This is a genomic window from Lysobacter sp. Root983, from assembly GCF_001429345.1.
Lineage (GTDB): Bacteria > Pseudomonadota > Gammaproteobacteria > Xanthomonadales > Xanthomonadaceae > Lysobacter.
Genome location: NZ_LMJO01000020.1, coordinates 20,717 through 42,453 on the forward strand (window position 1 = coordinate 20,717; position 21,737 = coordinate 42,453).

The following is a 21,737-nucleotide window of genomic DNA, read 5'->3' on the forward strand; positions in this document are numbered from 1 at the left end:
GGTGTTCAGACCTGCCATTCGTAAATCGTGAGCCGCGACGCACCGGTCAGGTGCAGCGGATCGGTATGCGCCAGCGCGGTCGCCGCGTCCAGGTCCGGCGCCAGCAGCACGTAGGCGCCGCCGCTCTTGTCCGAGAACGCGCCCGAGCGCTCCAGCCGGCCTTGCGCGCGCAGCGCGGCGATGAACTCGCGGTGCGGCTCGATCGCGCCCGCATCGAAGCTAGGCCCACGCATCGCCAACACCAGATACTGCTTCATGTCCGCGCTCCCGCCGTCGTCACGCCAGCGGCGCGTCGCTGAGATAGGTGTAACCGGTCAAGCCGGTTTCCAGCGCCTCGTTCAGACGCTCGGACTCCTCGTCCGACAACCCGGCCGCGGCGACCTTGTCGCGGTAGGCCTGGCGCAGATCGGACAGCTGGTAGCCGACGTAGTCCAACATCACGTCGGTGGTGTCGCCGCGGCGCTGCTGGGCGATCCGGTAGCCGTCGCCGTCGACGCGCACTTCCATCGCGTCGGTATCGCCGAACAAGTTATGGATGTCGCCCAGGATCTCCTGATAGGCGCCGACCAGGAAGAAACCCAGCCGGTAGCTTTCGCCATGCTTGAGGCGATGCAGCGGCAGCGAGGTGTCCAGGCCTTCGTTCTCGACGTAGGTCTTGACCGTACCGTCGGAGTCGCAGGTCATGTCGGCGAGGATGCCGCGGCGCTCCGGCGTTTCGTCCAGGCGCTCGATCGGCACGATCGGGAACACCTGATCGATCGCCCACACGTCCGGAATCGACTCGAACACGGAGAAGTTGACGAAGTACTTGTCGACCAGGCGGTCGTTAAGCTCGTCCAACAGCTCGCGATGGCTTTTCTCGTCGTAGTTCAGGCGCTGGCGCACCGCATGCGCGATCGCGTAGAACAGATCGTCGATGCGCGCGCGCTGGGTCAGATCGATCTGGCCTAGGGCGTACAGCGACAAGCCTTCGCTATGGTGGTGCTGAGCCTCGTGGAACAACTCCACGGCCGGGCGCCGATCGAGTTCGTCGTGGATCTCGCGCAGATGGCGCACCACCGCCGGCTCGTCGTCGTGCGAATCGGGGATGCGGCCTTCCGGCGCCTCCTCGACTTCCGACACGTTGGCCACCAGCACCGCATGGTGCGCGGTCATCGCGCGTCCGCATTCGGTGACCACCCGCGGCGGGGTCAGGCCGTGCTCGACGCAGGCCTCGGCCAGCGGCTGCACGATGCTGTTTGCGTACTGGCCGATGCCGTAGTTGATCGAGCAGTAGCCGCGCGAACGCGTGCCTTCGTAGTCGATGCCCAGGCCGCCGCCGACGTCCATGTAGCGCACCTTGGCGCCCAGCTTGGACAGCTCGACGAAGTAGCGCGTGGCCTCGCGCATGCCGTTGGCGATGTCGCGCACGTTGGAGATCTGCGAGCCCATGTGGAAATGCAGCAGCTGCAGGCAGTCGCTCATGCCGGCGTCGCGCAGCTTCTTCCACAGGTCCAGCACCTGCCGCGGCGACAGCCCGAACTTGGCCTTGTCGCCGCCGCTGTTCTGCCACTTGCCCGCGCCCAGCGAGGCCAGGCGCATGCGCACGCCCAGGCCGGGCTGCACGCCCAGGGCCTTGGCTTCCTCGATCACCAGCGCCAGCTCGGACGGCTTCTCGACCACGATGTAGGTTTCCAGCCCGAGCTTGCGGCCGATCAGGGCCAGGCGGATGTACTCGCGGTCCTTGTAGCCGTTGCACACGATCAGGCCGCCGGGTCGGCTCAGCGCCAGCACCGCCATCAGCTCGGGCTTGCTGCCCGCTTCCAGGCCGAAGCCTTCGCCGTGGTGCGAGGCCAGGGTGCCGGCCACGCCGCGGTGCTGGTTGACCTTGATCGGATAGACCGCGGTGTAGCCGCCGGCATAGTCCCACTCGGCCTGGGCCTGGGCGAACGCGGCCTGCAGCTTGCCCAGGCGGTCGCCCAGGATGTCGGGGAAGCGCACCAGCACCGGCAACTTGGCGCCGTTGGCGCGCGCGGCGTCGACCACGTCGGGCAGCGGAATCGACGGCCCGCGCTCGCCGTGCGGCCGCACCACGATCCGCCCGGCCGTATCGACGTCGAAGTAGCCTTCGGACCAATGCGGGATCGAGTAGGTCTTGCGGGCCTGATCGAGCGACCAGTCGGACATCGGCGTGGCACCAGTGGGACGGAGAGGACGCGCATTCTACCGTCCCCATGCCTCGATCCCGGCCATCGCTGCCTGAACGGCCGCGAGGCGCCGCCAGCGGCTCAGGCGCAGGCCTCAAGCCCGCGTGTACACCAGCGTGCCCGGCATGGCCTTGATCCGCTTGGCCAGCGCGCGATGGCTGGATTCGTGCAGGGCGACGATGCTGCCGGGCAGCTCCAGGCCGTCGAGCACCTTCTGCAGCATCCCGCCCTCGGTCCAGGCCACGCCGCGCAGCGCCAGCAACACCAGGTAGTGCGGGATGCCGCTGTCGTCGCCCGCGATCTCCTTGCGCACGATCCAGGCCTGCTTGACCTTGCCCGAAGCCTGCAAGCCCACAATGGCGATCCGCAGGGCCTCGGCATCCAGGCCGTGCTCGAGCAGGCGGTCCTTCTTGGGATCGACCTCCTCGCGCGCGAGCAAGGCGCCGTCGCGGCGCTGGTATAGCGCGCGCAGCCGCTTCGCCGCGGCCTCGAACGCGGCCTCGTCGCCGGCGCGGTGGTGGTGCTGCATCAGCACCTGCAGGCCCTGCTCGGTCAGGTCCGGGTCCAGCTCGATCGCGCGCTCCAGCAGGCCCACGCCTTCCGCGTCCTGGCGGTCGACCAACTGCGCGCCCAGGCGCGCTAGCACCAGGGCGTCGTCCGGGCGCGCGGCCAGGGCCGCGCGATACAGCGGCACGGCGTCGGCGTCGGGGCGCAGGCGGTCGACCAGGACGGCGTACTCGCCCAGCTCGGCGCCGGCCAGCGCGTCGGCGCGCGCCTCCAGCTCGGCCAGGCGCGCATGGTCCTGGCCCAGCGCCTGGTGGCGCTGCTGCCAGGTCTCGGCGACGTGCTCGTGCCATTCGCGGCTGAAGCGCTCCTCCAGGGTCTGACGCAGCGGCCCCAGCAGGGCCTCGGCGGCCGACTGCGCCGGCGCCGGCACCGCGGCCGGCGACTGGCCCAGGGCCTGCAAGCGCTGGGCCAGGGTCGGGTGGGTGTCCTCCAGACCGGGTTGTTCGTCCAGCAGCTCCTGCAGGATCGGCGCGTCGTCGGCGCCGACCGCGGCGAAGCTGCCGGCCATGTCGCGGTACAGCGCCTGCGGCGGCCGCGGCTGGGTCTCGACGCTGCGCTCCACGTCCGCCCAGAAATCGCGTTGCAGGCGCACGCTGCCCAGCCCCACGCGCTGCAGGGCCTGGGCCATGGTCGGCGCGCCGGTCACGCGCGCGGCGGTGGCGTCGGCGTCGTACTCCTGCGCGCGCGCCAGCACGAAGCTGTAGGCGTCGAAATAGGGCGCATACCAATTGAAGAAGCGCAGGAACAGCGCGCCCATGCGCGAACGGCGTTGCGACAACTCGCCCAGGAACCGGTTCCAACTGGCGCGCACCCGGTAGATCCAGCCGGCGAAACGGCCGTGGCCGCCGCCGAAATGGCCGAACTCGTGGGCGACCACCGCGGCGAACTGCTCGCGACTGAGCAACTGCATCAGCGGCAGGCCCAGCACCAGATAATGGGTATGCCCGAACAGGCCCAGCACGCGCGGCACGCTGGCCGCGCCGGCGTTGAGATTGGGATCGATCAGGATCTGCTTGAGCGGCGGCGCCCCAGTCTGCGCGCGCAGGCGCTCGATCTCGGCGCGCAGCTCCGGCGCCTCGTTCGGGCCCAGGACGTAGCCGCTGGGCGGCTCGAACTTCACCCACAGCGCCTTCAGCACGAACCAGCCGAACGCGATCGGTATCCAGATCACCTTCAACAGCTTGAGCAGCAGGATCGGGCTGATCGCCAGCAAGGCCAGCACCAGGCCGAGCGACATGCCCAGCGCCAGCAGCACCGTGCCGCCCAGCACCGCGAACCCCAGGCCCGCCAACAGGGCCAACTTGAACTTGTAGCGTCCCGGCGCCTGCTGCGCCTCCCGCTCCAGGCGCTCGACCAGCCCCTGGTACCGCGCGACCGATGCCATCCTTGCAGCCCCCTGCTCCGCCCCCGTGTCTGCGGCCATTTTAGGCCAGGCCGGGCGCCTCACGCCCGGTCCGTTACAATGCCGCCCCCCGCCCTGGCGCAGCGCCCGCACGTCGTGGCGCAGCGCAGCCGTCATCCGCGACGGCTACCTTGGCAGGCGCGCCCCACTTCTTTTGGAATCACCCGCATGAGCAGCTCCGACACCTGGCATTACGAGAACTTCGAGCGCGCCGGCTCGGCCATCGGCTATCGCATCACCCGCAAGCTCGACGAGGTCCAATCACAGTTCCAGAAGATCGAGATCTTCGAGAGCACCGACTGGGGCAACCTCATGCTGATCGACGGCGCGATGATGCTGACCACGCGCGACAACTTCCTCTATCACGAGATGATGTCGCACCCGGCGCTGTTCACCCACGCCGCGCCCAAGAACGTGGTCATCATCGGCGGCGGCGACTGCGGCACCCTGCGCGAAGTGCTCAAGCACCCCGGCGTGGAAGAAGCCGTGCAGTGCGATATCGACGAGCAGGTCACGCGCATGGCCGAGAAGTGGTTCCCGGAACTGTGCGAGCGCAACGGCGACGCGCGCGCGCAGCTGTTGTTCGACGACGGCATCGCCTACATGGCCAACCGCGCGCCGGCCAGCGTCGACATCATCATCGTCGACTCCACCGACCCGGTCGGCCCGGCCGAGGGCCTGTTCAACAAGGCTTTCTACGAAAGCTGCTTCCGCGCGCTCAAGGACGACGGCATCCTGGTCCAGCAGTCGGAATCGCCGCTGGTCCTGCTGGACCTGATCAAGGAAATGCGCGCCGAGATGGGCAAGGCCGGCTTCTCCAGCTTCCAGACCCTGCCGTTCCCGCAGCCGTGCTACCCCACCGGCTGGTGGAGCTGCACCCTGGCGCGCAAACACGCCGATCAAGAGCGGGGCGGCTTCGCTTTCCGCGATGCCGACGCGCGCGGCAAGGGCTTCGACACCCTGTACTACAGCGCGGATATCCACCGCGGCGCGCAGAGCCTGCCGCCGTTCGTGGCCGCGGCCCTGGGCGAGGGCTGATCCGGCATCGGACGCGGCCCAGGCGAATGCCCGGCGCCGCGCCCGACACGCGACTGCACGGCGGCCTTCACGGCCGCCGCTTCGTTTCCGCTGGCCTCAGCGGAAGGCCGCCATCGTCGCCGCACGCGTGCGCATGACCCGCTCGTTGTCGCGGGTGCTGGTGCCCAGCGCCCGCGCCACGCCACCCACCGTGTAGGTCTGGTCGATCGTGGAGAAGTAGCCGATGCGCGGCTGCGGATTCGAGTTCACCGCCATGATGGTGCGGAAGTTGCCGCTGCTATTGACGTAGCCATGGCCGTAGGAGAACGGCGTGGTGTTCGGATCGTTGTCGTGACGCGCGCCGAACAAGTGCGCCGCCTCGTGCACGAAGGTGTAGGTGCTGCAGGATTGGTTCTGCACGAAGAAGGCGGTGCTCGCGGTTGCGCCGATCGCGTCGGCCTGGCCGCACAGGCCGCCGCCGGAGCCGTTGTTCAGACCGTCGCGGGTGACCAGCGCCACGATGTCCGCGGCCGTGTTGTTGCGCTCGGTGGTCGCATAGGTGTCGAACCAGCCATCGCTGGTGTTTCGGATGCGCGCCACCAGCGTACCGGCCACGTCGCTGGACTGCGCCTGCGAGGTGAACCGGACGCCGGCGCTTTCGAAGCGCAGCGCCAAGGCGTTGTTGGCGAATGCCGTGTTCGACTGAGCGATGAAGAAGGCCGCGCGATCGTTGGCCGAGTTCTGGCCGCCCAACTCGGTGACGGCTTCCGGCGTGTAGACCTGCAGGATGCGGACGATGGTATCGGCCAGCAGCGCGTTGGCCGTCGGACGAACGCCTGGGCCGCGATCCTGCTGCGGCGCCAGATCGACCCGGGCCGGGGTATCGTCCGCGCCCTCCAGGCTGGCCGGGTCGCGCTTGACCATGAACTGTTGCTTGCCGTCCTCCGAGGTCAGCACCTCGTACACCTCGCCGCTGGCGGAGACGATCTGCCCGGTCACGCGCTCGCCGCGTACCACGAACAAAGCGGTGGACGGCGGCGTGGCGCCGAGCTGCAACTGGCCGCCGGGCAGCAAGCGGTCGGCGCCCGACCAGACCACGTCGCCTTCGGCGGTGCGATACGACTTCGCCAGACGCATGCGCAGGCGTGCGCCTTCCGGCATGCTCAAGCTCAACTCGCGCTGCGCACCGAGCAGCGCCTTGCGGTCGACGGACACCGAGGCCGCCCACAGCGCGGTCTTGTCGCGCAGCATGTTGTTGACGCTCGCCGGCGCCGCGGCCGCGGCCTTGGCGGAATGGGCCTGGAACAGTTCCGGTACCGCCGCCGACTGCGCATCGGCGACATTGACCGTGGCGGCGACCAAGCCGGCGATGGACATTACCAAAATAGCCTTCTGCATGTGGATCTCTCCTTGAACACAGCATTGAGTGTGGGCATCGAGGGCGACCGCGGCCGCCCGCCTCGTTCATAGCCGTATCGACGACCGCCGCCCGCGATAGCGCGGCCGTGTGAGGGCACGATCGAACCGCCTTGAACGGATTCGAGTTAGGCACGGCGCCCGCATCCGCAACAGATCGGAAACCCCCCATTTGCGTTTCGAACATGCAACGCGAATCACACATTCCGGCATCGAAAAATCGATGGCACACAAGATGTGTAGCAAGTGAGTGATTAGCGCGATTGCCCGCCCGGCATGAGCGCACTAGAACGAAGCCCGCGGCGATGCGGGGCTTTCCTTCAAAGCGCTAAGCTCACTTCATACGTGGCTTGATGGGTTTCGCTGCCTTTCTCGGTAGCGGTAGCGGTGGCGGCGGCGGCCATCCACTGGCGACGAAATCGCGGCCTGCGATTAGCGAGGTGTGCTCAAGCGCAATACGCCCATCCAAGACCTTGCGTACTTCAGCCATGTCAGCGTCGCCCTCCAGGGGCGGCGAAGCCCCCAGATGGATCACCGAGCCTTGGCTGGCCCACCGACCCGGCCGGGCGTCGGGCACGAACGCGACGTAGTAGTGACCGGTGTCCAGGCGGGTGCCGGCGCATACGCCGGTGTAGAAACGCATCTTCGGAGAGATGGCCGCGTTTCCACGCAAGACCTTCAGCACACGGATCTCGCCGTACACCGTTCCCTCCACCTCTTCGGGAGGCGCAGCCAGCCGCGATGCCGTCAGCTGGAACACGAACACTTGCTTGGCCTCGCGAGCCGCCACGCCGCTCAGCGGCGGCGCCGGCGTACAGGCCAATGCCGGCAGGGCGGCGCTCAGCATCGCGAGTGCAAGCCACCGCGCAGCGGTCATCGCATAGGCCACCGGTGGCTTCGACATCGCGTATCCCTGGGAATGTCCGGACGAGCGGTGCGCAAACGGCCTGACGCACGGCCGACGCATGAGCCGACTCTATCACCACGCGGATTTTGTCATCACCATCGCGCAGCGCAGATACAAAATGAACTCCTCGCGCGCAGGAATGTGGCCGGTGGCGAACTGCTCGATTACCGCCGGGCGCAACTGCGCCGGATCCTCCGGCGAATCAGCGCTGCAGTACTACGCGCGGACTTATCCGCCGCCACCGATCAAGCGCATCGCCGCAAGGTTGAGCGCATACCCGCCCACCGTCAGCAGCGCGAACAATACCGCCGCCAACACCAGCGGCTTGGCCCCCGCCTGGCGGATCGCGCCGATCTGCGTGCGCAGACCCAGCGCGGCCATCGCCATCGCCAACAACGCGGTATCCAGCTGCACGATCGCCGCCACCCAGGCCGGCGGCAGCGGCAGCAGCGAGTGCAGGCCGCTGACTGCGATGAAGGCGAGCGCGAACCAGGGCAGGGCGAGCTTGGCGCGCGCGCCGTCGCCGCCGCGGCCGGCCATGCGCGCCGACAGCAGCAACAGGAACGGCGCCAGCAGCATCACCCGCAGCATTTTCTCGATCACCGCCGTGGCCGCGGCGGTCTCACCGATCGCGCGGCCGGCCACCACCACTTGCGCCACTTCGTGCACGGTCGAGCCCACGTAAACGCCGTAGGCGTGCTCGCTCAAGCCCAGGTACGGGTACAGCCATGGGTAGACGAACATGCCAAGGGTGCCGAACACCACCACCGTGGCTACCGCCACCGACACCTGATGCGCGCGGGCGCGCAGCACCGGCTCGGTCGCCATCACCGCCGCCGCGCCGCAGATCGCACTGCCCGCGCCGATCAACATCGCCGTCTCGCGGTCCAGCTTCAGCCAGCGCGTGCCCAGCCACACCGCTGCGGCGAACACCGACGCCACCACCACCGCATCCACCGCCAGGCCGGCGACGCCGACCGCGGCCAGATCGTGGAAGCCGACCCGGAACCCGTACAACACGATCCCCAGCCGCAGCAGCCGGCTGCGGCACAGGTCCACGCCGGGACCGGCGACCGCGGCGATACGCGCGAAACCGGTGTTGCCTACCGCGATGCCGAGCACGATCGCCAGGGTCAGCGGGCTCAAGCCGAGCTCGCGCATGGGCGCCCATTCGGCCAGGCCCCAGGCCAAGGCCGCCAGCGCCGCGGCCAGCGCCAGGCCCGGAACCCAGCGCATCGCCGGTCGCGGCGCCGATGCCTCCACGACGGGGGACGGGGCAGCGGTTTCGTAGGCGGACGACACGGAACAGAACACTCCGGCGCCGGGCGCCTGGCTAAATCGACGCCACCTTAGGCCCGCACGATGCTAGCGTCCAATGCATATAATTCGATAATCGATGAGCTGAACTCATACTATGAACCTGCACCTGCTGCGCAGTTTCCTGACCGTGGTCGAGACCCAGAACTACTCGCGCGCGGCCGAGCTGCTGTTCGTGAGCCAGTCGGCGGTGTCCAAGGCGGTGCGCGAACTGGAGCATCAACTCGGCCTGCCGCTGCTGGAACGCGGCGGCGGCGACGGCAAGGCCCAGCGCGGCGTGGTGCTGACCGAACACGGCCGCGCCGTGTTCGAGCATGCGCGCGCGATCTTCGCCCTGGAACGCGCCGCCAGCGAGGACGTGCGCGATCGCCTCGAACTGCGTCAGGGCCGGCTGCGCATCGGTGCCAGCACCACGGTGGCCGCGTACTGGCTGCCGCGCAGCCTCGCCGCCTTCGTGCGCCGGCACCCGGCATTGGAGTTGGAACTGGTGGTCGGCAACACCGACGAGATCAGTCGCGCGCTGATCGACTGCCGCATCGATGTGGGCTATGTCGAGGGCGAAGTCGAGGATGCGCGTGTGGCGGCCACGCTATGGCGCACCGAACCTCTGCGCGTGGTCGCGTCCGCGGACGCCGAAGCCACGCCCGGACTGGGCCAGCGCGCAGGCGCGGCGGCGCTGGCCGCCCAGACCTGGCTGCTGCGCGAGCCCGGTTCGGGCACGCGCCAGGCCGCGCAGGCCTGGTTCGAGGCGCAGGGCTTCGCGCCCGCGCGCAGCATCGAAGTCGGCAGCAACGAGGCCATCGCGCGCGCGGTCGCGGCCGGCGCGGGCATCGCCTTGCTGCCGGAGCCCGTGGTCGCCGACCTGCTGGCGATGGGCCGCCTGCGCGCGATCGCGCCGATCGGCCGCGCCGACGCCACCCGTCCGCTGTATCGGCTGGAGCTGGTCAATCGCCCGCAGGCGCCGGCTTTGCGCGCGTTTCTGGCGCTGGATGCGCAAGCGATCGCGGCACGATCGGGTCGGCGCAAGCCGGGCGCACGATAGATGCACGGCGGCCGATGGCGCCTGCGTCATTCGACGCGCGGCATCCGCAAACGCGAGCCGCCTTACAAGGCGTCGCCGTCCATTTCGCCGGTGCGGATGCGCACCGCGCGCTCCAGATCCCAGACGAAGATCTTGCCATCGCCGATCTTGCCGGTGCCGGCCGCCTTCATGATCGCCTCGACCACGCCGTCGACCTGCTCGTCGGTCACCGCGACCTCGAGCTTGATCTTGGGCAGGAAGTCGACCACATATTCGGCGCCGCGGTAGAGCTCGGTGTGACCCTTCTGGCGGCCGAAGCCCTTGACCTCGGTGGCGGTGATGCCGGCCACGCCCGCTTCGGCCAGGGCCTCGCGCACGTCGTCCAGTTTGAACGGCTTGATCACCGCCATGACCATCTTCATCGTCGCTCTCCGGTTCCTATCCGCGCACTTGGCGCGCCTCGTCTGGGCGGCAGCATAGCCGAGCCGCAGGCTGCGGCCCTATCCCGGCGGCGTTCACGCGGCCTTCGCCTGGGCGCACCCGAGGATGGGCTACCTCGCGCCCGCGTCTGCCGCCGTGGTGTAATGCCTCACCGCAATGTCGGATTTTTCTGACAGCGCGGCGCGGCCCGCACCGACGGCGCCGTCCCGGCCACGAGGCCATGCTGGCCACGTCCCCCGGATTGAGTCCCGACCCCGATGATCGACCTGAACCATATCGACGACCTCGCCCGCCGCCTCGGCTCGCTGCTGCCGCCGGGCGTGCGCGACGGCCGCGAGGAAATCCAGCAGAACTTCAAGGCCGTGCTGCAGAGCGGGCTGGCCAAGCTCGATCTGGTCACGCGCGAGGAGTTCGAAGTGCAGCGCGCGGTCCTGCTGCGCACGCGCGAGAAGCTGGACGAACTGCAGCGCACCGTGGCCGAGCTGGAAGCCCAGCTGGGTCAATCCGCACCGCCCCAGCACTGAGTCCTCCCCCATGAATCTGGCGATCGCGCACAGCCGTGCGCGTACGGGCGTGCGTGCGCCCGCGGTACGGGTCGAGGTCCACCTCGCCGGCGGCCTGCCCGCGATGTCCATCGTCGGCCTGCCCGAGGCGGCGGTGCGCGAGGCCAAGGACCGCGTGCGCGCGGCGATCCAGTGCGCGCAGTTCGAATTCCCGGCGCGCCGCATCACCGTCAATCTGGCTCCGGCCGACCTGCCCAAGGACGGCGGTCGCTACGACCTGGCGATCGCCTTGGGCATCCTCGCCGCCAGCGGGCAGATTCCCCTGGAGGGGCTGGGCGAGTACGAATTCCTGGGCGAGCTGGGCCTGACCGGCGAGTTGCGCGCGGTCGACGGCGTGCTGCCGGCCGCGCTGGCCGCCGCCGACGCCGGACGCAAGCTGGTGGTGCCCGCCGACAACGGCGCCGAGGCCGCGCTGGCCAGCCGGGTCGAGGCCATGACCGCGCGCACCCTGCTGGAGGTCTGCGCCATGCTGTCGGCGCGCAAGGCGCTACCGGCCGCGGTCGCGGTGGCCGCCACGCGCACACCCGGACCGGACCTGGCCGACGTGCGCGGCCAGAGCCAGGCGCGCCGCGCGCTGGAGATCGCCGCCGCCGGCGGCCACCACCTGCTGCTGATCGGTCCGCCCGGCAGCGGCAAGACCCTGCTGGCCTCGCGCCTGTCCGGCCTGCTGCCGGACGCCGACGAAGACGAGGCGCTGGAAGCGGCGGCCATCGCCTCGGTCAGCGGACGCGGCCTGGACCCGGCGCGCTGGCGCGAACGCCCGTTCCGCTCGCCTCACCACACCGCCAGCGCGGTCGCCCTGGTCGGCGGCGGCGCCGAACCGCGTCCGGGCGAGATCTCGCTCGCGCATCAAGGCGTGCTGTTCCTGGACGAACTGCCCGAATGGGACCGGCGCGCGCTGGAAGTGCTGCGCGAGCCGCTGGAGTCGGGCGTGGTCACGATCTCGCGCGCCGCGCGCAGCAGCGAATTCCCCGCGCGCTTCCAACTGGTCGCCGCCATGAACCCCTGCCCCTGCGGTTGGGCCGGCGATCGCAGCGGCCGCTGCCATTGCGGCATCGACGCGATCCGTCGCTATCGCGCACGCGTGTCAGGGCCGATGCTGGACCGGATCGACCTGCACATCGAAGTGCCGCGCCTGATGCCCACCGAGCTGCGCGCCGACGCCCCGCCCAGCGAATCCAGCGCCGAGGTGCGCGCCCGCGTCGCCCACGCGCGCGAACTGCAGCGCAGTCGCGCCGGCAAGGTCAACGCGCAACTGACCCAGGCCGAAACCTCGGCCACCTGCCGCCTGGAGGATCGCGACTACAACCTGCTCGAGCGCGCGGTGGAAAGCCTGCAACTGTCGGCACGCTCGGCCCACCGCATCCTGCGCGTGGCGCGCACCATCGCCGACCTGGCCGGCAGCCCGCGCATCCACAGCGCGCACCTCACCGAGGCGATCGGCTACCGTCGCGCGGAGCGTGGGTCGGCGATGCAAGCTGCCTAGCGCACCTCGATCGTCGGATCATCGACCCGGAGCGCAGTGTGCAGCCAGATTAGGAAAGTGCCGATGACGCATATGCAGCCATGAAATGTCGTCCGCGGTACAAATTTTGCGACGTTGCCGTCTCTTGCGATGACTGCGCCGGATCGCGGTCGCTGGGCTACAAAATCTGGGACCCTACCGCGCCACCACCCGGGCGCCACCCTACATGGCTCGTGTCTTCCGATCGCAGATCAGTCGCACCAGGAATCACCGCGCACGAATATCGAGGAACACGATTTATCTGCTTCGACTCCTCAGTGACTGAGCCTCCATACTCCGAACGCCCGCATGATGCAGCTCTTCAAGTAGATTCAAATCAGGATCGGTGCCTGTATCGTCTTCCCACATCGGGATACCCAAGCTTCTAGCTAGGTAGACCATCAGAACCGCCGCCTGAATCTCCGGGAAAAGCTCATCGCCATTCTCACCCTTTGGCTTGAACTCTATGAAGTGGTCTGGATGATGAGGATCCCTAAGCGTTGACATGAAGTTGAACGCCACAGGGATGCCATACCGTTCGTATCCATCCATCACATGAGCGATGTCGAGAAATGGACATGACCGCTCAGCGTTCAAAATCTTGAACGTAGCCGACAATCCGTACTTCCAATCGGCAACCACCGCCAGACGCTCTAGCGTTTCGAATATTCCGGTGAAGATTGGGTACAACTGATTGAGATCGAGCACGGTAAGGGAGTGATACTTCCCATTTTTTAAGGCATTAACGAAACGCCCTTCCTGCTCGTATCCCGCGAGATCTATCTCCAATTCCTCTCCGCTATCTGCGCGAACCCACGGGATCGGAACCAAGACCTCACTTGTCAAATCGCGTCTCAACGCCCATGTCAGGGTTAGGGAGTCCAGACCATTGCCCGCCGTCTGTCGAGCAAGGAACCCTCCTCTCATCGAGTGGACTGTGTCAAACGGCAAAGTCACACGTTTACTGTCCGGATTGAATATCTTGCGTACTTCCGGGGCTGCTAGCTGTAACCAAGGCCTTCTTTCGCGCCACGGATCGAAAGTGATCAGCAAACGTAGATAGGGGCTAGCTCTCTCGACCTCGTAATGAAAATGTGGATCAGCCTCATACCATTTCTTGTAAGTCTCTAGCAGCTTGTCCGAGCGTTTGAACAGCTCACCCAGTGCATAGCGATCATTTTCTGATGTTGGCTCGGAGGAGTCCGCAACCCGACGATAGATCACTCCGCTCTTGTGTACATGTGGAGCTCTGCTGCTTCTTGGAACATGAATGCATATGATTGAGCGATCATCTGCTAACCCTAGAGCCTCACTGGGTCCCGACCATGTCTTTACATCGAAGTGAGGCTCTGGTGCAGAGTGCGCGCATATTGCCTGACGAATCCGATCGCGCATCGGCTCGAGGTCGGTGGTTGCAATTCCGATGAACTCACCAGCGACGGTGTCGTCCCTTGATTTCTCTTTGATTCCGTAAAAGAGAAATCCGCCGTATGTATTTGCGAATGCCGACACGGACTTTGCGATAGAAGGAGGGTTCGGAACAGCCTCCTTGTACTCGACGTACCATCCCTCATGGACAGACCGCAGTACTGCAAGATCATCAGCTGCCACTTCCTCTAATGGCTTAGAGAACGGACTAAAGTTTGATTCCATATGGCTTCTCCATTTGGACGCCCTCCGATCCTGACACTCACGATTCTCATTGGAGGAGACACAGGGCGGATTTTCAAGCAGACGCGACTCGTTAGGGCTGCCGCGACGCTCGTTGCACGGCATCCGCCGCCAAAGCCTGCGCCAGGGCGGCCACCGCTTGTGTGCCGCGTCCGCCCGCGGCGAGCTCGATCAGGAACGCAGCGCCGGTCAGCGCCCACAGCACGTCGACCAGATCGTCGGCCGCGCCGGCGCGCACGTCCATGCGCTCGACCAGCACGCGCAACACGCGGCGGCGGCGTTGGTTGCGCTCGCTCAATCCTTGCTTGAGCTCGGGATCGCTCGCGGCCGCGGCCAGCAAGGGGGCCATCACCGTGCGTCCGTCGACGAAGAACTCGCAGAACACCAGCACCACCTGGGCCAGCGCGGCCTGCGGGTCCGGCATTGCCATGGCCGCGGCGATGCGCTGCAGACCGCCGCTCACGGCGAGGTCGTCGAACACCGCTTCGAGCAGGGCGCGACGCGAGCCGAACTGGTGATAGACGGTCAGGCGGGTCACGCCGGCGCGCTTGGCCACCGCCTCCAGCGAGAAGCCGCCCAGACCCTCGTCGCCGGCCAGCAAGTCGCGCGCGGCGGCGACCACGCGTTCGCGTTTCTGCGCGGCGGCGGCGGCTCGCTGGGGGCTGTGGTACGGGCGCGGCGGTTCGGGGCTGTCCGGTTTCATGGGCGAAGCAGGGACGGTCAGCCCGCATCCTGCCCCAGAAGGTGCGGGCACGGCAGCTTGTTTATTAACTATACAATATGTACAGTTAATATTCGAACCGTCGCAGGAATCCCCCATGAGCCTCGCATTCGTCGTCGTCGCCGTCGCCTTGCATGTGCTGTCCAGCCTCTTCTGGGCCGGCACCACGTTCGCCTTGAGTCGCAGTGGTGGATTGGGCCTGGACGCCCTGCGCAGGCCGCAGATGGCGGCCGCGACGGCGGCCATCCTCAGCGGGATCGCGCTATGGGCCTTGCTGCATCGCGGCGGCGACGGCAGGGCCGAGCACGTGCTGGCGACCGGCGCGGCGGCGGCGCTGATCGCCGCACTGATCCAGTTCGGTTTGCTGCGCGGCGGGCGTGCGCTACGTGGCCAGCGCGTGGCCGCGGGCCTGCTGGCTGTCGCGGCGCTGTGCATGGCGGTGGCCCGCTATGTCTGAGACCGCAGCCAACGACAGCTCAGCACCGCTGCTCGATCATTTGATCCTGCGCGTCGCCGATACCCAGACATCGCTGCGCTTCTATCGCGAAGTGCTCGGCTTCGAGCGCGACCGCAACGCGTCCTGCGCAATCCGGATCAACGCCCACTGCATCGTCGACCTGCTGCAGCAGTCCGCGCCGGAGCGCCAGCACCTGGCCTTCGCCTTCGATCGGCGCGGTTTCGACCAAGTGCTGGCGCGTCTGCGCGAGCGCGGCCTGGCCTACGGCGGCGCGCCCTTCGCGCGCGACGGCAACGCCGACGCGCTGGCCCATGGCGCGCGCGGATGGGCGCGCTCCTTGTATTTCTACGATCCGGACGGACACAACCTGGAGCTGCGTTGCTACACCGAAGCGGCGTCCGCTGCGGGAGCGCAGGCATGACCGCGCACGAGAACGAGGCCCGCTATCCGGACCTGCACGGCAAGCTCGCCGTGGTCACCGGCGGTTCGCGCGGCATCGGCGCGGCCACCTGCCACGCGCTCGCGCGCCAAGGCGTGCGGGTCTATATCAACGGCCGCGACGTTGCCGCGATCGAGGCGGTGGTGGCATCGATACGCGCGGCCGGCGGCACGGCGATCGGCGCGCCCGCCGACTGCTCGCAGTTGGCGGAGCTAGAACGCTTGCGCGACCGCATCGTCGCCGAAGCCGGCGCACCGGACTATCTGCTCGCGTTCGCCGGCGGCGGCAGCGGGCGGCCGATGCCGGTACAGGACATCAGCGAACAGGACTGGCGCTCCAGCCTGGACCACAACCTCAGCTCGACCTTCTTCACCGTCAAGAGCTTCCTGCCCGGCATGCTAGAACGCGGCAGCGGCGCGGTCCTGACCATGGCCTCGGCCGGCGGCCGCATCGCTTCCGGCGCGCCGGCGGGTTACGGCGCGGCCAAAGCCGGCGTCGTCATGCTCAGCCGCCATCTCGCGCACGAGCTCGGCCCGCAAGGGATCCGGGTGAATTGCATTTCGCCCTCGGCGGTGTTGACCGAGCGCACCCGCAACACCATCCCGGCCGAGCGCCAGCGGGACATGCGCGCCGGCTTTCCGCTGGGCCGCTTGGGCGAGCCGGAGGACATCGCCTCGGCTGCGTTGTTCCTGCTGTCGGACGCCTCGTCCTGGATCACCGGCGTGGTGTTGGACGTGGCCGGCGGGCGCGTGATGTTGTGAACCGACAATACCGCGCGCGATCTCGAGCCGAATCGCGCGGTCGCGCATCCCATCGTCGCGACGCGCATCGGCGATCGATGGCGCGCTCGATCGGAGCGCCGGGATTCAACGCCTCGGCGCGAAATACAGCGCCATTCCCACGCCCGCCTGCCAATCGACGCTATCCGCATCCAGTCCGCGCAGGAACGACACGTCGAACTGCAAGCGTGGCGTCGCCGCCCAGGTCAGGCCACCGCCCGCCACGCGCTGGCGCTGGGCGCCGCTACCGATGCCGGCTTCGACATAGCCGGCGACCCGTCCGGACACCTTGAACCCATAACTCGGCGAGAACAGCCAGCCACCGCCGTCGCCCCAACTGCGGTCCAGGTACAAAGCGACGCTGCGATCGTTCCGCAGGTCCCACGCCGCGGTGATGCCCAAATCGTAAACATGGCCGCCATCGCCCACAGGGGCTTGGCCGACAGGCAGCGACGCGGTCGCCAGCACGCCTACGGAAAAGGCATCGCCGCCTGTGCTGGGCACCCATTTCAGGCCGAGCCGGCCATCGCCACCGCCGTGTTGGCTGGTGCGCGCACCGAGGCCGCGCCGACGCACGCCGCCGTAGCTGTCCGCACCCAATTGCAGTTCGATGGTTTCGGCCAGCCCGAAACGCAGCAACGTGTCGGCGACCCAGGTACGCGTGCGCACCCCCTCGCTGTTGTCCCAGCTGGCGTCGGGCAATCCCTGTTCCCAGGCGATGCCGCCGCGCGGCAGGGTATCGGTTCCGAAGGCGATGCCCGGGCGGTCGAAGCCGGGCGCATCGTCGGCCCGGACCGGCGCAGCGACGGCGAGGCCCAGGAGGCACCAAGCGCTGGCCAGCATGAGGTCGAAGCGCTTCATCGCGGCTCGATGACCAAGTCGTAGCGGATGTTGCCCTTATAGCACCCGCGGCACCGACCGCCACCGGGCCTATCCTGAAGATCGCAACGAAACAGGCGTGTATCAGGCCGCCTATCGGAGCATCGAGCGCCACACCGTTAGCGCCTACGCAGCGCGAGCGGATGCGCTAGCCATCGGCGCAAGCGCCGCCCTGTCGATCGCAGGCGGGACTGCGCCCTCATCCGTCCGCCGTAATGCGGACAGGGCCGGGCTCCCCGTCCCCACCTTCGCCAGAGCCACGCCACATCGGCGCCCACCGCGGTCGAGCGCGACCATCATCGCCCTGCGCACAGGCCGGCGGATCCGCAAAGAAAACGGGCGGCCAGCGGCCGCCCGTTCAAGCTGCGTGCGCGCCTGAGTTCAGTTGCTCTTGCAGTCCGCGCAGGCGCCGCGGGCATCCATGCGATTGCGCGCGGCATCGCGCTCCTCGCGCATCTGCGCGACGGTCTTGCAGACGCGCTCCTTGCGCGTGCTGCCCAGGATCGGGCGGCGCTCGCAGACCATGCGCTCGTCGTCGGTCTGGTTGATCGCCGCTTCGATCCACTCCAGCGCATTGAAGACTTCGGTCTTCTGCGCTTCGTTGAGATCGTTGGTGGATTGCTTGCCGTCGAGCAGGCGCAGCACTTCGCCCTGCTTGTTCAGCAGTTGCGAACGGGTGTCGGCGGAGAGGTCCTTGTAGCGGCCGGTGCGCGCTTCGACGCCGCTGCGGATCTCGGCCTGCTGGCTGCGAATGGACTCGACCTGCAGCACGTTGCGGTCGACCGAAGCGAACGCCAGCGGCGCCGCCAGCAAGCCGCCTAGGATGAGGGCCATCATTGCTTTCTTCATCGACATGGGTTCGGTCCGTGGGCTTTCGGGGCCACCGAACATACTTTGCCGAATCTGCCGTGTCGACTGCCTACAGGCACATTTTTTCAGTTATGCGCCGAGTCGAATATGCGCGTAGCCGCACCGGTTGGGGCCGCTCTATTCGGCCCCGGGAGAGACGTGCAGGAGGCGCCAGGCCCGCCTGCACGCAGTCGGCATCAACGCCGATTCTGAACGTCGGCCCGGTCCAGCTCGTCGCGAGCGGCCTCGCGGGCCTCGCGCTCTTGCGCCACGGTCCGGCAGACCCGGGTAATGCGGGTGCTGCCGATGGTTTTCTCGCGCTTGCAGACCATGCGCTCGTCCTCGGCGTTGTTGATCGCGGCTTCGATCCACTCCAGGCGGTTGAACACCTGAACCTGCTGTTCCTGGCTCAGGTCGCCGGAGCTGTTCTTGCCTTCGATCATGGCCAGGACTTCGGCCTGCTTGGACAACAGCTCGCTGCGGGTGCTCGCCGGCATGTCCTTGTAGCGCCCGCGCTGGGCGATCACGTCGTCGTGGATCTGCTTTTGCTGAGCGGTGATGGCCGAGATCGCCAACGGAGGACGGGGCGCCACGTCACTCGCGGCCGCAGCCGTGGACGCCAGTAATACCGCCGCAAAAATCAAACCACGCATGAACTTCGCTCCCCGCGCACCCGGTTATTCGGAACGAATCACGCTAGCGGGCTTACCAGCCGCTGTCGATTGGCAATATTTACGTAAAAACAGTGGAGTGAACGCACAAGAATCGGGCAGACACGGGACGCCGGAGCGCTCGCCCGTCGCCCCAGGTCCGCTTCAGATTTCCTGGCCGCCGACCTGACGCGGGCGCCGATCCAGGTTGCGGTTCGCGCTTTCCTTTGCCTTGCGCTCGTCGGCCACCGTGCGGCAGGTGCGCACCATGCGATTGCTGCCCAGGGTTCGCTCGAGCCGGCAGATCATGCGCTCTTCTTCGGTGTCGTTGACGGCGGCTTCGATCCATTCCAGGCGATTGAACACTTCCACCTGCTCGCGCCGGCTGAGATCGGCCGTGCTGGCCTTGTCTTCCACCAGGCTCAGGATCTCGACCTGCTTGGACAATAGTTCGGCGCGGGTCGCCAAGGGCAGCTGGCCGTAGCGGCCGCGGCGGGCGACGTCGTCGGCGCGGATCTGCTTTTGCTGCTCCACGATCGCCAGGATCGGCAGCGGCGGAGGCGACTGCGCCTGCTCGCCGGCGACGGCGGTGGACGCCGCCCACAGTAAGGTCCAACTGGCCAATGCACGCATCGCCGTCCCCGAAGTCGGTGCCCACAGCCGGGCTGCGCCCACTTTAGCGATGCCGACGGCGGCGGTCGATGGTCTGGCGCCGTTCGCGCGCAGCCCCGGCCCGCCAGGCCCCGATCGGGCAGACCTGTCCCGGCGCTAGCGCTGCGCCACTACGGACCGGGTACCAGTCGCGAGTAACGAGTTGTCAGTAACGAGCAACCAGTGGCTGGCCACTCGTTACTCGTTACAGGCTCTACTGCCGCACTTCGCGATTATCCAAGCGATCGCGGGTGGCTTCGCGCTCGGCGCGCATCTGGCCGGCGGTCTTGCACACGCGCTCCTTGCGGGTGCTGCCCAGCACCGGGCGGCGCTCGCAGATCATGCGCTCGTCGTCGGCCTTGTTGATGGCCGCCTCGATCCATTCCAGGGTGTTGAAGACGTCCGTCTTCTGGTCTTCGTTGAGGTCCTGGGTCGACTGCTTGCCCTGCATCAGCTGGAACAGGTGATCCTGCTTGGCCAGCAATTCGCCGCGGGTGCCCACCGACATGTCCTTGTAACGGCCGTTGCCGGCCTGGACCGCGGTGCGGATTTCGGTCTGCTGGGAACGGATCGATTCGAACTGCAGCACGCCGCGATCGACCGACGCGAACGCGACCGGGGCCATCAGCAACAGCGACAAGGCCCAAACACGGAACTTCATGGCTCGACTCCTGGGGTACGGATAGCTGGATTGCGAGCGACCGACGTTACGCGCGCAAAATGTGAGCTTCAACCTTAATCGAACGCCGGCGCATCGTCGGATCGGGCATGCCGATTCCGACTAAAACCTAATATCGTCATGGGCTTAGCGCTAAGGACATCGGCGCCCGAGGCGCAGGACCGGCGCCCCCTGGGCGCCACGCCGATGCGATCAACCGTGCCCGACCTGCGCCGAACCGTGGCCGGCAGGCAGGCGCCGCTGCGTGGGCCGGGCCAGGAAACGACCGGCCCGACCTGGCCCGCATTCAGGATCCACCGGCGTCGGCCACGCCCCTGAGGAGCCCTCGGGCAGCGCCAGCCATCCCCGCTAGGACGGCCAGACCGCCCCGCCCGGGTCGAACTCGGCGGTGCGCCGTTCGGCCGCGCGCCAGCCGAAGCCGCAGACCGCCAGCGGACCTTCCTGCAGCGGGTCCAGGCCGAACGCGCGCTCGATGTCGACCTCGTTGATCGCGCAGGTCACGAACGCGCCCAGGCCCAGCTCGGTCGCGCTCAGGTACAGGGTCTGCGAGAGGTGGCCGCTGTCCAGCACCAGCGCGCGGTAGGCCTTGGCGTGGTGGCGGTACTTCCAGAAGCAGCGCGCGTACCGCGGCGTCAGCACCGCCAGCGCGTGCGCATCGGCGAACCAGTGCTGGCCGGCGAGCGCGCGCAAGGCGAATGCCGACAGCGCTTCGTCCGGCGCCGGCAAGGGCTCCAGCGCGTGCGCGACCGGGTGGTAGTGATACAGCCCGGGCGTCACGTCCTCGACGTTTTGCACGACCAGATAGGCCTCGGTGGGGTGCAGGCCGCCGGCCGAGGGCGTGTGCTTTTTCAGGAACACCGCGTCGTCGTGGGTGCGCAGCTGGGCCTGGGCGGCGAACGTGCGTTGCAACATGTGCGCGAACAGGACCTGCGGCAACGGCCGTTCACGATCGAAATTTCGGCAGGTGGCGCGACGCGCGAGCAAGGCGTCGAACGCGTCGGGCGCGATTTCCGGCAAGGCGATGCGCGACTGCGGCGCGACCCGTTCGTGCACCGGCGGCGGCGGCGCGCCGAGTTTGTCGAGCAGGCCGGACACGGTGGTCATGTCCTTGGCCTCCATGTCGGCGACGCCGTCCACGCCGTCCCAGCGCGCCTGCCGATGCAGCAGCGCCGACGCCGGCCACCAATGGCCATCGCGCACGGCCTGATCGCGCGCGCGGTGCGCGCCATCGGCCGCGTCCTCGTCGATCAGCAGGCCGACCTCGAGCAAACGCGCCAGCGCGTCGGCCGGCGCCGCGGCCAGCGTCTCGGCCGAACTCCACTCGCCCGGACTGACGCCGCCCAGCAATTCGCGCTCGTCGGCGTCGATCTCGACTTCGCCCTCCAGATGCGCCGCCAGGGCCAGCCAACGTCGGCGGCGCCGCACTCCGGCGCCGCCGCTGAGCAGGGATCGCAGATCGAAGCCGATCTCCTCGCGCGGTTCCAGAAACACCACCGCGCATCGCCGCACCCGCATATTCAGCTCCCGCGCCGCATTTTTTACGGAGTTTGAGGTTGTCCCGTACGTGGGACAAGGATAGATTCGTCGCCTATCGGGGCCGCAACAGGCTCTGCTAGGGGGA

The 21,737-nt window shown here is 67.9% G+C and carries 22 protein-coding genes; 7 read left to right on the forward strand and 15 right to left on the reverse strand.

Annotation, left to right across the window (positions count from 1 at the left end; genetic code table 11):
- Positions 1-5: 5 nt before the first annotated feature.
- From ASE43_RS19935 to ASE43_RS19945, 3 genes are all read right to left on the reverse strand, one after another.
- Complete coding sequence (locus ASE43_RS19935) at positions 6-257, reverse strand: YciI family protein (RefSeq protein ID WP_056176823.1); 252 nt, start codon at positions 255-257, stop codon at positions 6-8.
- Between the two features lie 19 nt (positions 258-276).
- Positions 277-2,166: an arginine decarboxylase gene (gene speA, locus ASE43_RS19940; RefSeq protein WP_057161686.1), complete on the reverse strand. Its 1,890-nt coding sequence runs from the start codon at positions 2,164-2,166 to the stop codon at positions 277-279.
- Positions 2,167-2,280: 114 nt separating this feature from the next.
- Positions 2,281-4,137: a M48 family metallopeptidase gene (locus ASE43_RS19945; protein ID WP_057161687.1), complete on the reverse strand. Its 1,857-nt coding sequence runs from the start codon at positions 4,135-4,137 to the stop codon at positions 2,281-2,283.
- A 186-nt stretch (positions 4,138-4,323) separates the two neighbouring features.
- Here ASE43_RS19945 and speE point away from each other — a divergent pair, with 186 nt between their 5' ends.
- A complete protein-coding gene (speE, locus tag ASE43_RS19950; RefSeq protein WP_056176832.1) occupies positions 4,324-5,193 on the forward strand; it encodes a polyamine aminopropyltransferase in 870 nt (289 codons plus the stop codon).
- A gap of 96 nt (positions 5,194-5,289) precedes the next feature.
- Here speE and ASE43_RS19955 read toward each other — a convergent pair whose 3' ends face one another.
- The 3 genes from ASE43_RS19955 to ASE43_RS19965 form a co-directional block, all read right to left on the reverse strand.
- The gene (locus ASE43_RS19955) at positions 5,290-6,570 is read right to left on the reverse strand and encodes a M12 family metallo-peptidase (protein WP_082607405.1); all 1,281 of its coding nucleotides are present in this window, start codon (positions 6,568-6,570) and stop codon (positions 5,290-5,292) included.
- Between the two features lie 352 nt (positions 6,571-6,922).
- Positions 6,923-7,492: a hypothetical protein gene (locus ASE43_RS19960; RefSeq protein WP_057161689.1), complete on the reverse strand. Its 570-nt coding sequence runs from the start codon at positions 7,490-7,492 to the stop codon at positions 6,923-6,925.
- 231 nt (positions 7,493-7,723) lie between these two features.
- Positions 7,724-8,731 (reverse strand): YeiH family protein, encoded by a 1,008-nt coding sequence (locus tag ASE43_RS19965; RefSeq protein ID WP_157500133.1) that lies wholly within the window; start codon positions 8,729-8,731, stop codon positions 7,724-7,726.
- Positions 8,732-8,909: 178 nt separating this feature from the next.
- Here ASE43_RS19965 and ASE43_RS19970 point away from each other — a divergent pair, with 178 nt between their 5' ends.
- Positions 8,910-9,854, forward strand: coding sequence for a LysR family transcriptional regulator (locus tag ASE43_RS19970; RefSeq protein ID WP_057161691.1), 945 nt, complete (start codon positions 8,910-8,912; stop codon positions 9,852-9,854).
- A 62-nt stretch (positions 9,855-9,916) separates the two neighbouring features.
- On the opposite strand, the gene ASE43_RS19975 is transcribed toward ASE43_RS19970, so the two are convergent.
- A complete protein-coding gene (locus tag ASE43_RS19975) occupies positions 9,917-10,255 on the reverse strand; it encodes a P-II family nitrogen regulator (protein WP_056176848.1) in 339 nt (112 codons plus the stop codon).
- A 276-nt stretch (positions 10,256-10,531) separates the two neighbouring features.
- Here ASE43_RS19975 and ASE43_RS19980 point away from each other — a divergent pair, with 276 nt between their 5' ends.
- The gene (locus ASE43_RS19980) at positions 10,532-10,798 is read left to right on the forward strand and encodes an accessory factor UbiK family protein (RefSeq protein ID WP_056176850.1); all 267 of its coding nucleotides are present in this window, start codon (positions 10,532-10,534) and stop codon (positions 10,796-10,798) included.
- 10 nt (positions 10,799-10,808) lie between these two features.
- Positions 10,809-12,323: a YifB family Mg chelatase-like AAA ATPase gene (locus tag ASE43_RS19985; protein ID WP_057161692.1), complete on the forward strand. Its 1,515-nt coding sequence runs from the start codon at positions 10,809-10,811 to the stop codon at positions 12,321-12,323.
- A 276-nt stretch (positions 12,324-12,599) separates the two neighbouring features.
- Here ASE43_RS19985 and ASE43_RS21430 read toward each other — a convergent pair whose 3' ends face one another.
- Both ASE43_RS21430 and ASE43_RS19995 read right to left on the reverse strand, forming a co-directional pair.
- Entirely contained in the window at positions 12,600-13,994 is a 1,395-nt protein-coding gene (locus ASE43_RS21430) for an ATP-binding protein (protein WP_162258818.1), read from the reverse strand.
- A 91-nt stretch (positions 13,995-14,085) separates the two neighbouring features.
- A complete protein-coding gene (locus ASE43_RS19995) occupies positions 14,086-14,715 on the reverse strand; it encodes a TetR/AcrR family transcriptional regulator (RefSeq protein ID WP_057161694.1) in 630 nt (209 codons plus the stop codon).
- 115 nt (positions 14,716-14,830) lie between these two features.
- On the opposite strand from ASE43_RS19995, the gene ASE43_RS20000 reads away from it, so the two are divergent.
- The 3 genes from ASE43_RS20000 to ASE43_RS20010 are packed head-to-tail and all read left to right on the forward strand — an operon-like array spanning position 14,831 to position 16,390.
- Positions 14,831-15,190, forward strand: coding sequence for a hypothetical protein (locus ASE43_RS20000; protein ID WP_057161695.1), 360 nt, complete (start codon positions 14,831-14,833; stop codon positions 15,188-15,190).
- Positions 15,183-15,611, forward strand: coding sequence for a VOC family protein (locus ASE43_RS20005; protein ID WP_082607408.1), 429 nt, complete (start codon positions 15,183-15,185; stop codon positions 15,609-15,611). The genes ASE43_RS20000 and ASE43_RS20005 overlap by 8 nt, the downstream gene beginning before the upstream one ends.
- The gene (locus ASE43_RS20010; protein WP_057161697.1) at positions 15,608-16,390 is read left to right on the forward strand and encodes an SDR family NAD(P)-dependent oxidoreductase; all 783 of its coding nucleotides are present in this window, start codon (positions 15,608-15,610) and stop codon (positions 16,388-16,390) included. The genes ASE43_RS20005 and ASE43_RS20010 overlap by 4 nt, the downstream gene beginning before the upstream one ends.
- Before the next feature lie 105 nt (positions 16,391-16,495).
- Here the strand turns inward: ASE43_RS20010 and ASE43_RS20015 are convergent, their stop codons facing one another.
- The 6 genes from ASE43_RS20015 to ASE43_RS20040 form a co-directional block, all read right to left on the reverse strand.
- Entirely contained in the window at positions 16,496-17,269 is a 774-nt protein-coding gene (locus ASE43_RS20015; RefSeq protein WP_057161698.1) for a transporter, read from the reverse strand.
- Positions 17,270-17,668: 399 nt separating this feature from the next.
- Positions 17,669-18,121, reverse strand: coding sequence for a hypothetical protein (locus ASE43_RS20020; RefSeq protein ID WP_157489600.1), 453 nt, complete (start codon positions 18,119-18,121; stop codon positions 17,669-17,671).
- 212 nt (positions 18,122-18,333) lie between these two features.
- The gene (locus tag ASE43_RS20025) at positions 18,334-18,729 is read right to left on the reverse strand and encodes a hypothetical protein (RefSeq protein WP_056176915.1); all 396 of its coding nucleotides are present in this window, start codon (positions 18,727-18,729) and stop codon (positions 18,334-18,336) included.
- 222 nt (positions 18,730-18,951) lie between these two features.
- Complete coding sequence (locus ASE43_RS20030) at positions 18,952-19,419, reverse strand: hypothetical protein (protein ID WP_157489602.1); 468 nt, start codon at positions 19,417-19,419, stop codon at positions 18,952-18,954.
- A gap of 232 nt (positions 19,420-19,651) precedes the next feature.
- Positions 19,652-20,098 carry a hypothetical protein gene (locus tag ASE43_RS20035; protein WP_056176921.1) on the reverse strand — a complete coding sequence of 149 codons (447 nt, stop codon included), beginning with the start codon at positions 20,096-20,098 and terminating at the stop codon, positions 19,652-19,654.
- 366 nt (positions 20,099-20,464) lie between these two features.
- Positions 20,465-21,631, reverse strand: a complete 1,167-nt coding sequence (locus ASE43_RS20040) for a putative peptide maturation dehydrogenase (RefSeq protein WP_057161701.1) — start codon at positions 21,629-21,631, stop codon at positions 20,465-20,467.
- Positions 21,632-21,737 lie beyond the last annotated feature (106 nt).

Coding starts and splice junctions, on each gene's coding strand:
- ASE43_RS19935 (WP_056176823.1), bottom strand. CDS start 257: ATGAAGCAGTATCTGGTGTTGGCGATGCGTGGGCCTAGCTTCGATGCG.
- speA (WP_057161686.1), bottom strand. CDS start 2,166: ATGTCCGACTGGTCGCTCGATCAGGCCCGCAAGACCTACTCGATCCCG.
- ASE43_RS19945 (WP_057161687.1), bottom strand. CDS start 4,137: ATGGCATCGGTCGCGCGGTACCAGGGGCTGGTCGAGCGCCTGGAGCGG.
- speE (WP_056176832.1), top strand. CDS start 4,324: ATGAGCAGCTCCGACACCTGGCATTACGAGAACTTCGAGCGCGCCGGC.
- ASE43_RS19955 (WP_082607405.1), bottom strand. CDS start 6,570: ATGCAGAAGGCTATTTTGGTAATGTCCATCGCCGGCTTGGTCGCCGCC.
- ASE43_RS19960 (WP_057161689.1), bottom strand. CDS start 7,492: ATGTCGAAGCCACCGGTGGCCTATGCGATGACCGCTGCGCGGTGGCTT.
- ASE43_RS19965 (WP_157500133.1), bottom strand. CDS start 8,731: ATGCGCTGGGTTCCGGGCCTGGCGCTGGCCGCGGCGCTGGCGGCCTTG.
- ASE43_RS19970 (WP_057161691.1), top strand. CDS start 8,910: ATGAACCTGCACCTGCTGCGCAGTTTCCTGACCGTGGTCGAGACCCAG.
- ASE43_RS19975 (WP_056176848.1), bottom strand. CDS start 10,255: ATGAAGATGGTCATGGCGGTGATCAAGCCGTTCAAACTGGACGACGTG.
- ASE43_RS19980 (WP_056176850.1), top strand. CDS start 10,532: ATGATCGACCTGAACCATATCGACGACCTCGCCCGCCGCCTCGGCTCG.
- ASE43_RS19985 (WP_057161692.1), top strand. CDS start 10,809: ATGAATCTGGCGATCGCGCACAGCCGTGCGCGTACGGGCGTGCGTGCG.
- ASE43_RS21430 (WP_162258818.1), bottom strand. CDS start 13,994: ATGGAATCAAACTTTAGTCCGTTCTCTAAGCCATTAGAGGAAGTGGCA.
- ASE43_RS19995 (WP_057161694.1), bottom strand. CDS start 14,715: ATGAAACCGGACAGCCCCGAACCGCCGCGCCCGTACCACAGCCCCCAG.
- ASE43_RS20000 (WP_057161695.1), top strand. CDS start 14,831: ATGAGCCTCGCATTCGTCGTCGTCGCCGTCGCCTTGCATGTGCTGTCC.
- ASE43_RS20005 (WP_082607408.1), top strand. CDS start 15,183: ATGTCTGAGACCGCAGCCAACGACAGCTCAGCACCGCTGCTCGATCAT.
- ASE43_RS20010 (WP_057161697.1), top strand. CDS start 15,608: ATGACCGCGCACGAGAACGAGGCCCGCTATCCGGACCTGCACGGCAAG.
- ASE43_RS20015 (WP_057161698.1), bottom strand. CDS start 17,269: ATGAAGCGCTTCGACCTCATGCTGGCCAGCGCTTGGTGCCTCCTGGGC.
- ASE43_RS20020 (WP_157489600.1), bottom strand. CDS start 18,121: ATGGCCCTCATCCTAGGCGGCTTGCTGGCGGCGCCGCTGGCGTTCGCT.
- ASE43_RS20030 (WP_157489602.1), bottom strand. CDS start 19,419: ATGCGTGCATTGGCCAGTTGGACCTTACTGTGGGCGGCGTCCACCGCC.
- ASE43_RS20035 (WP_056176921.1), bottom strand. CDS start 20,098: ATGAAGTTCCGTGTTTGGGCCTTGTCGCTGTTGCTGATGGCCCCGGTC.
- ASE43_RS20040 (WP_057161701.1), bottom strand. CDS start 21,631: ATGCGGGTGCGGCGATGCGCGGTGGTGTTTCTGGAACCGCGCGAGGAG.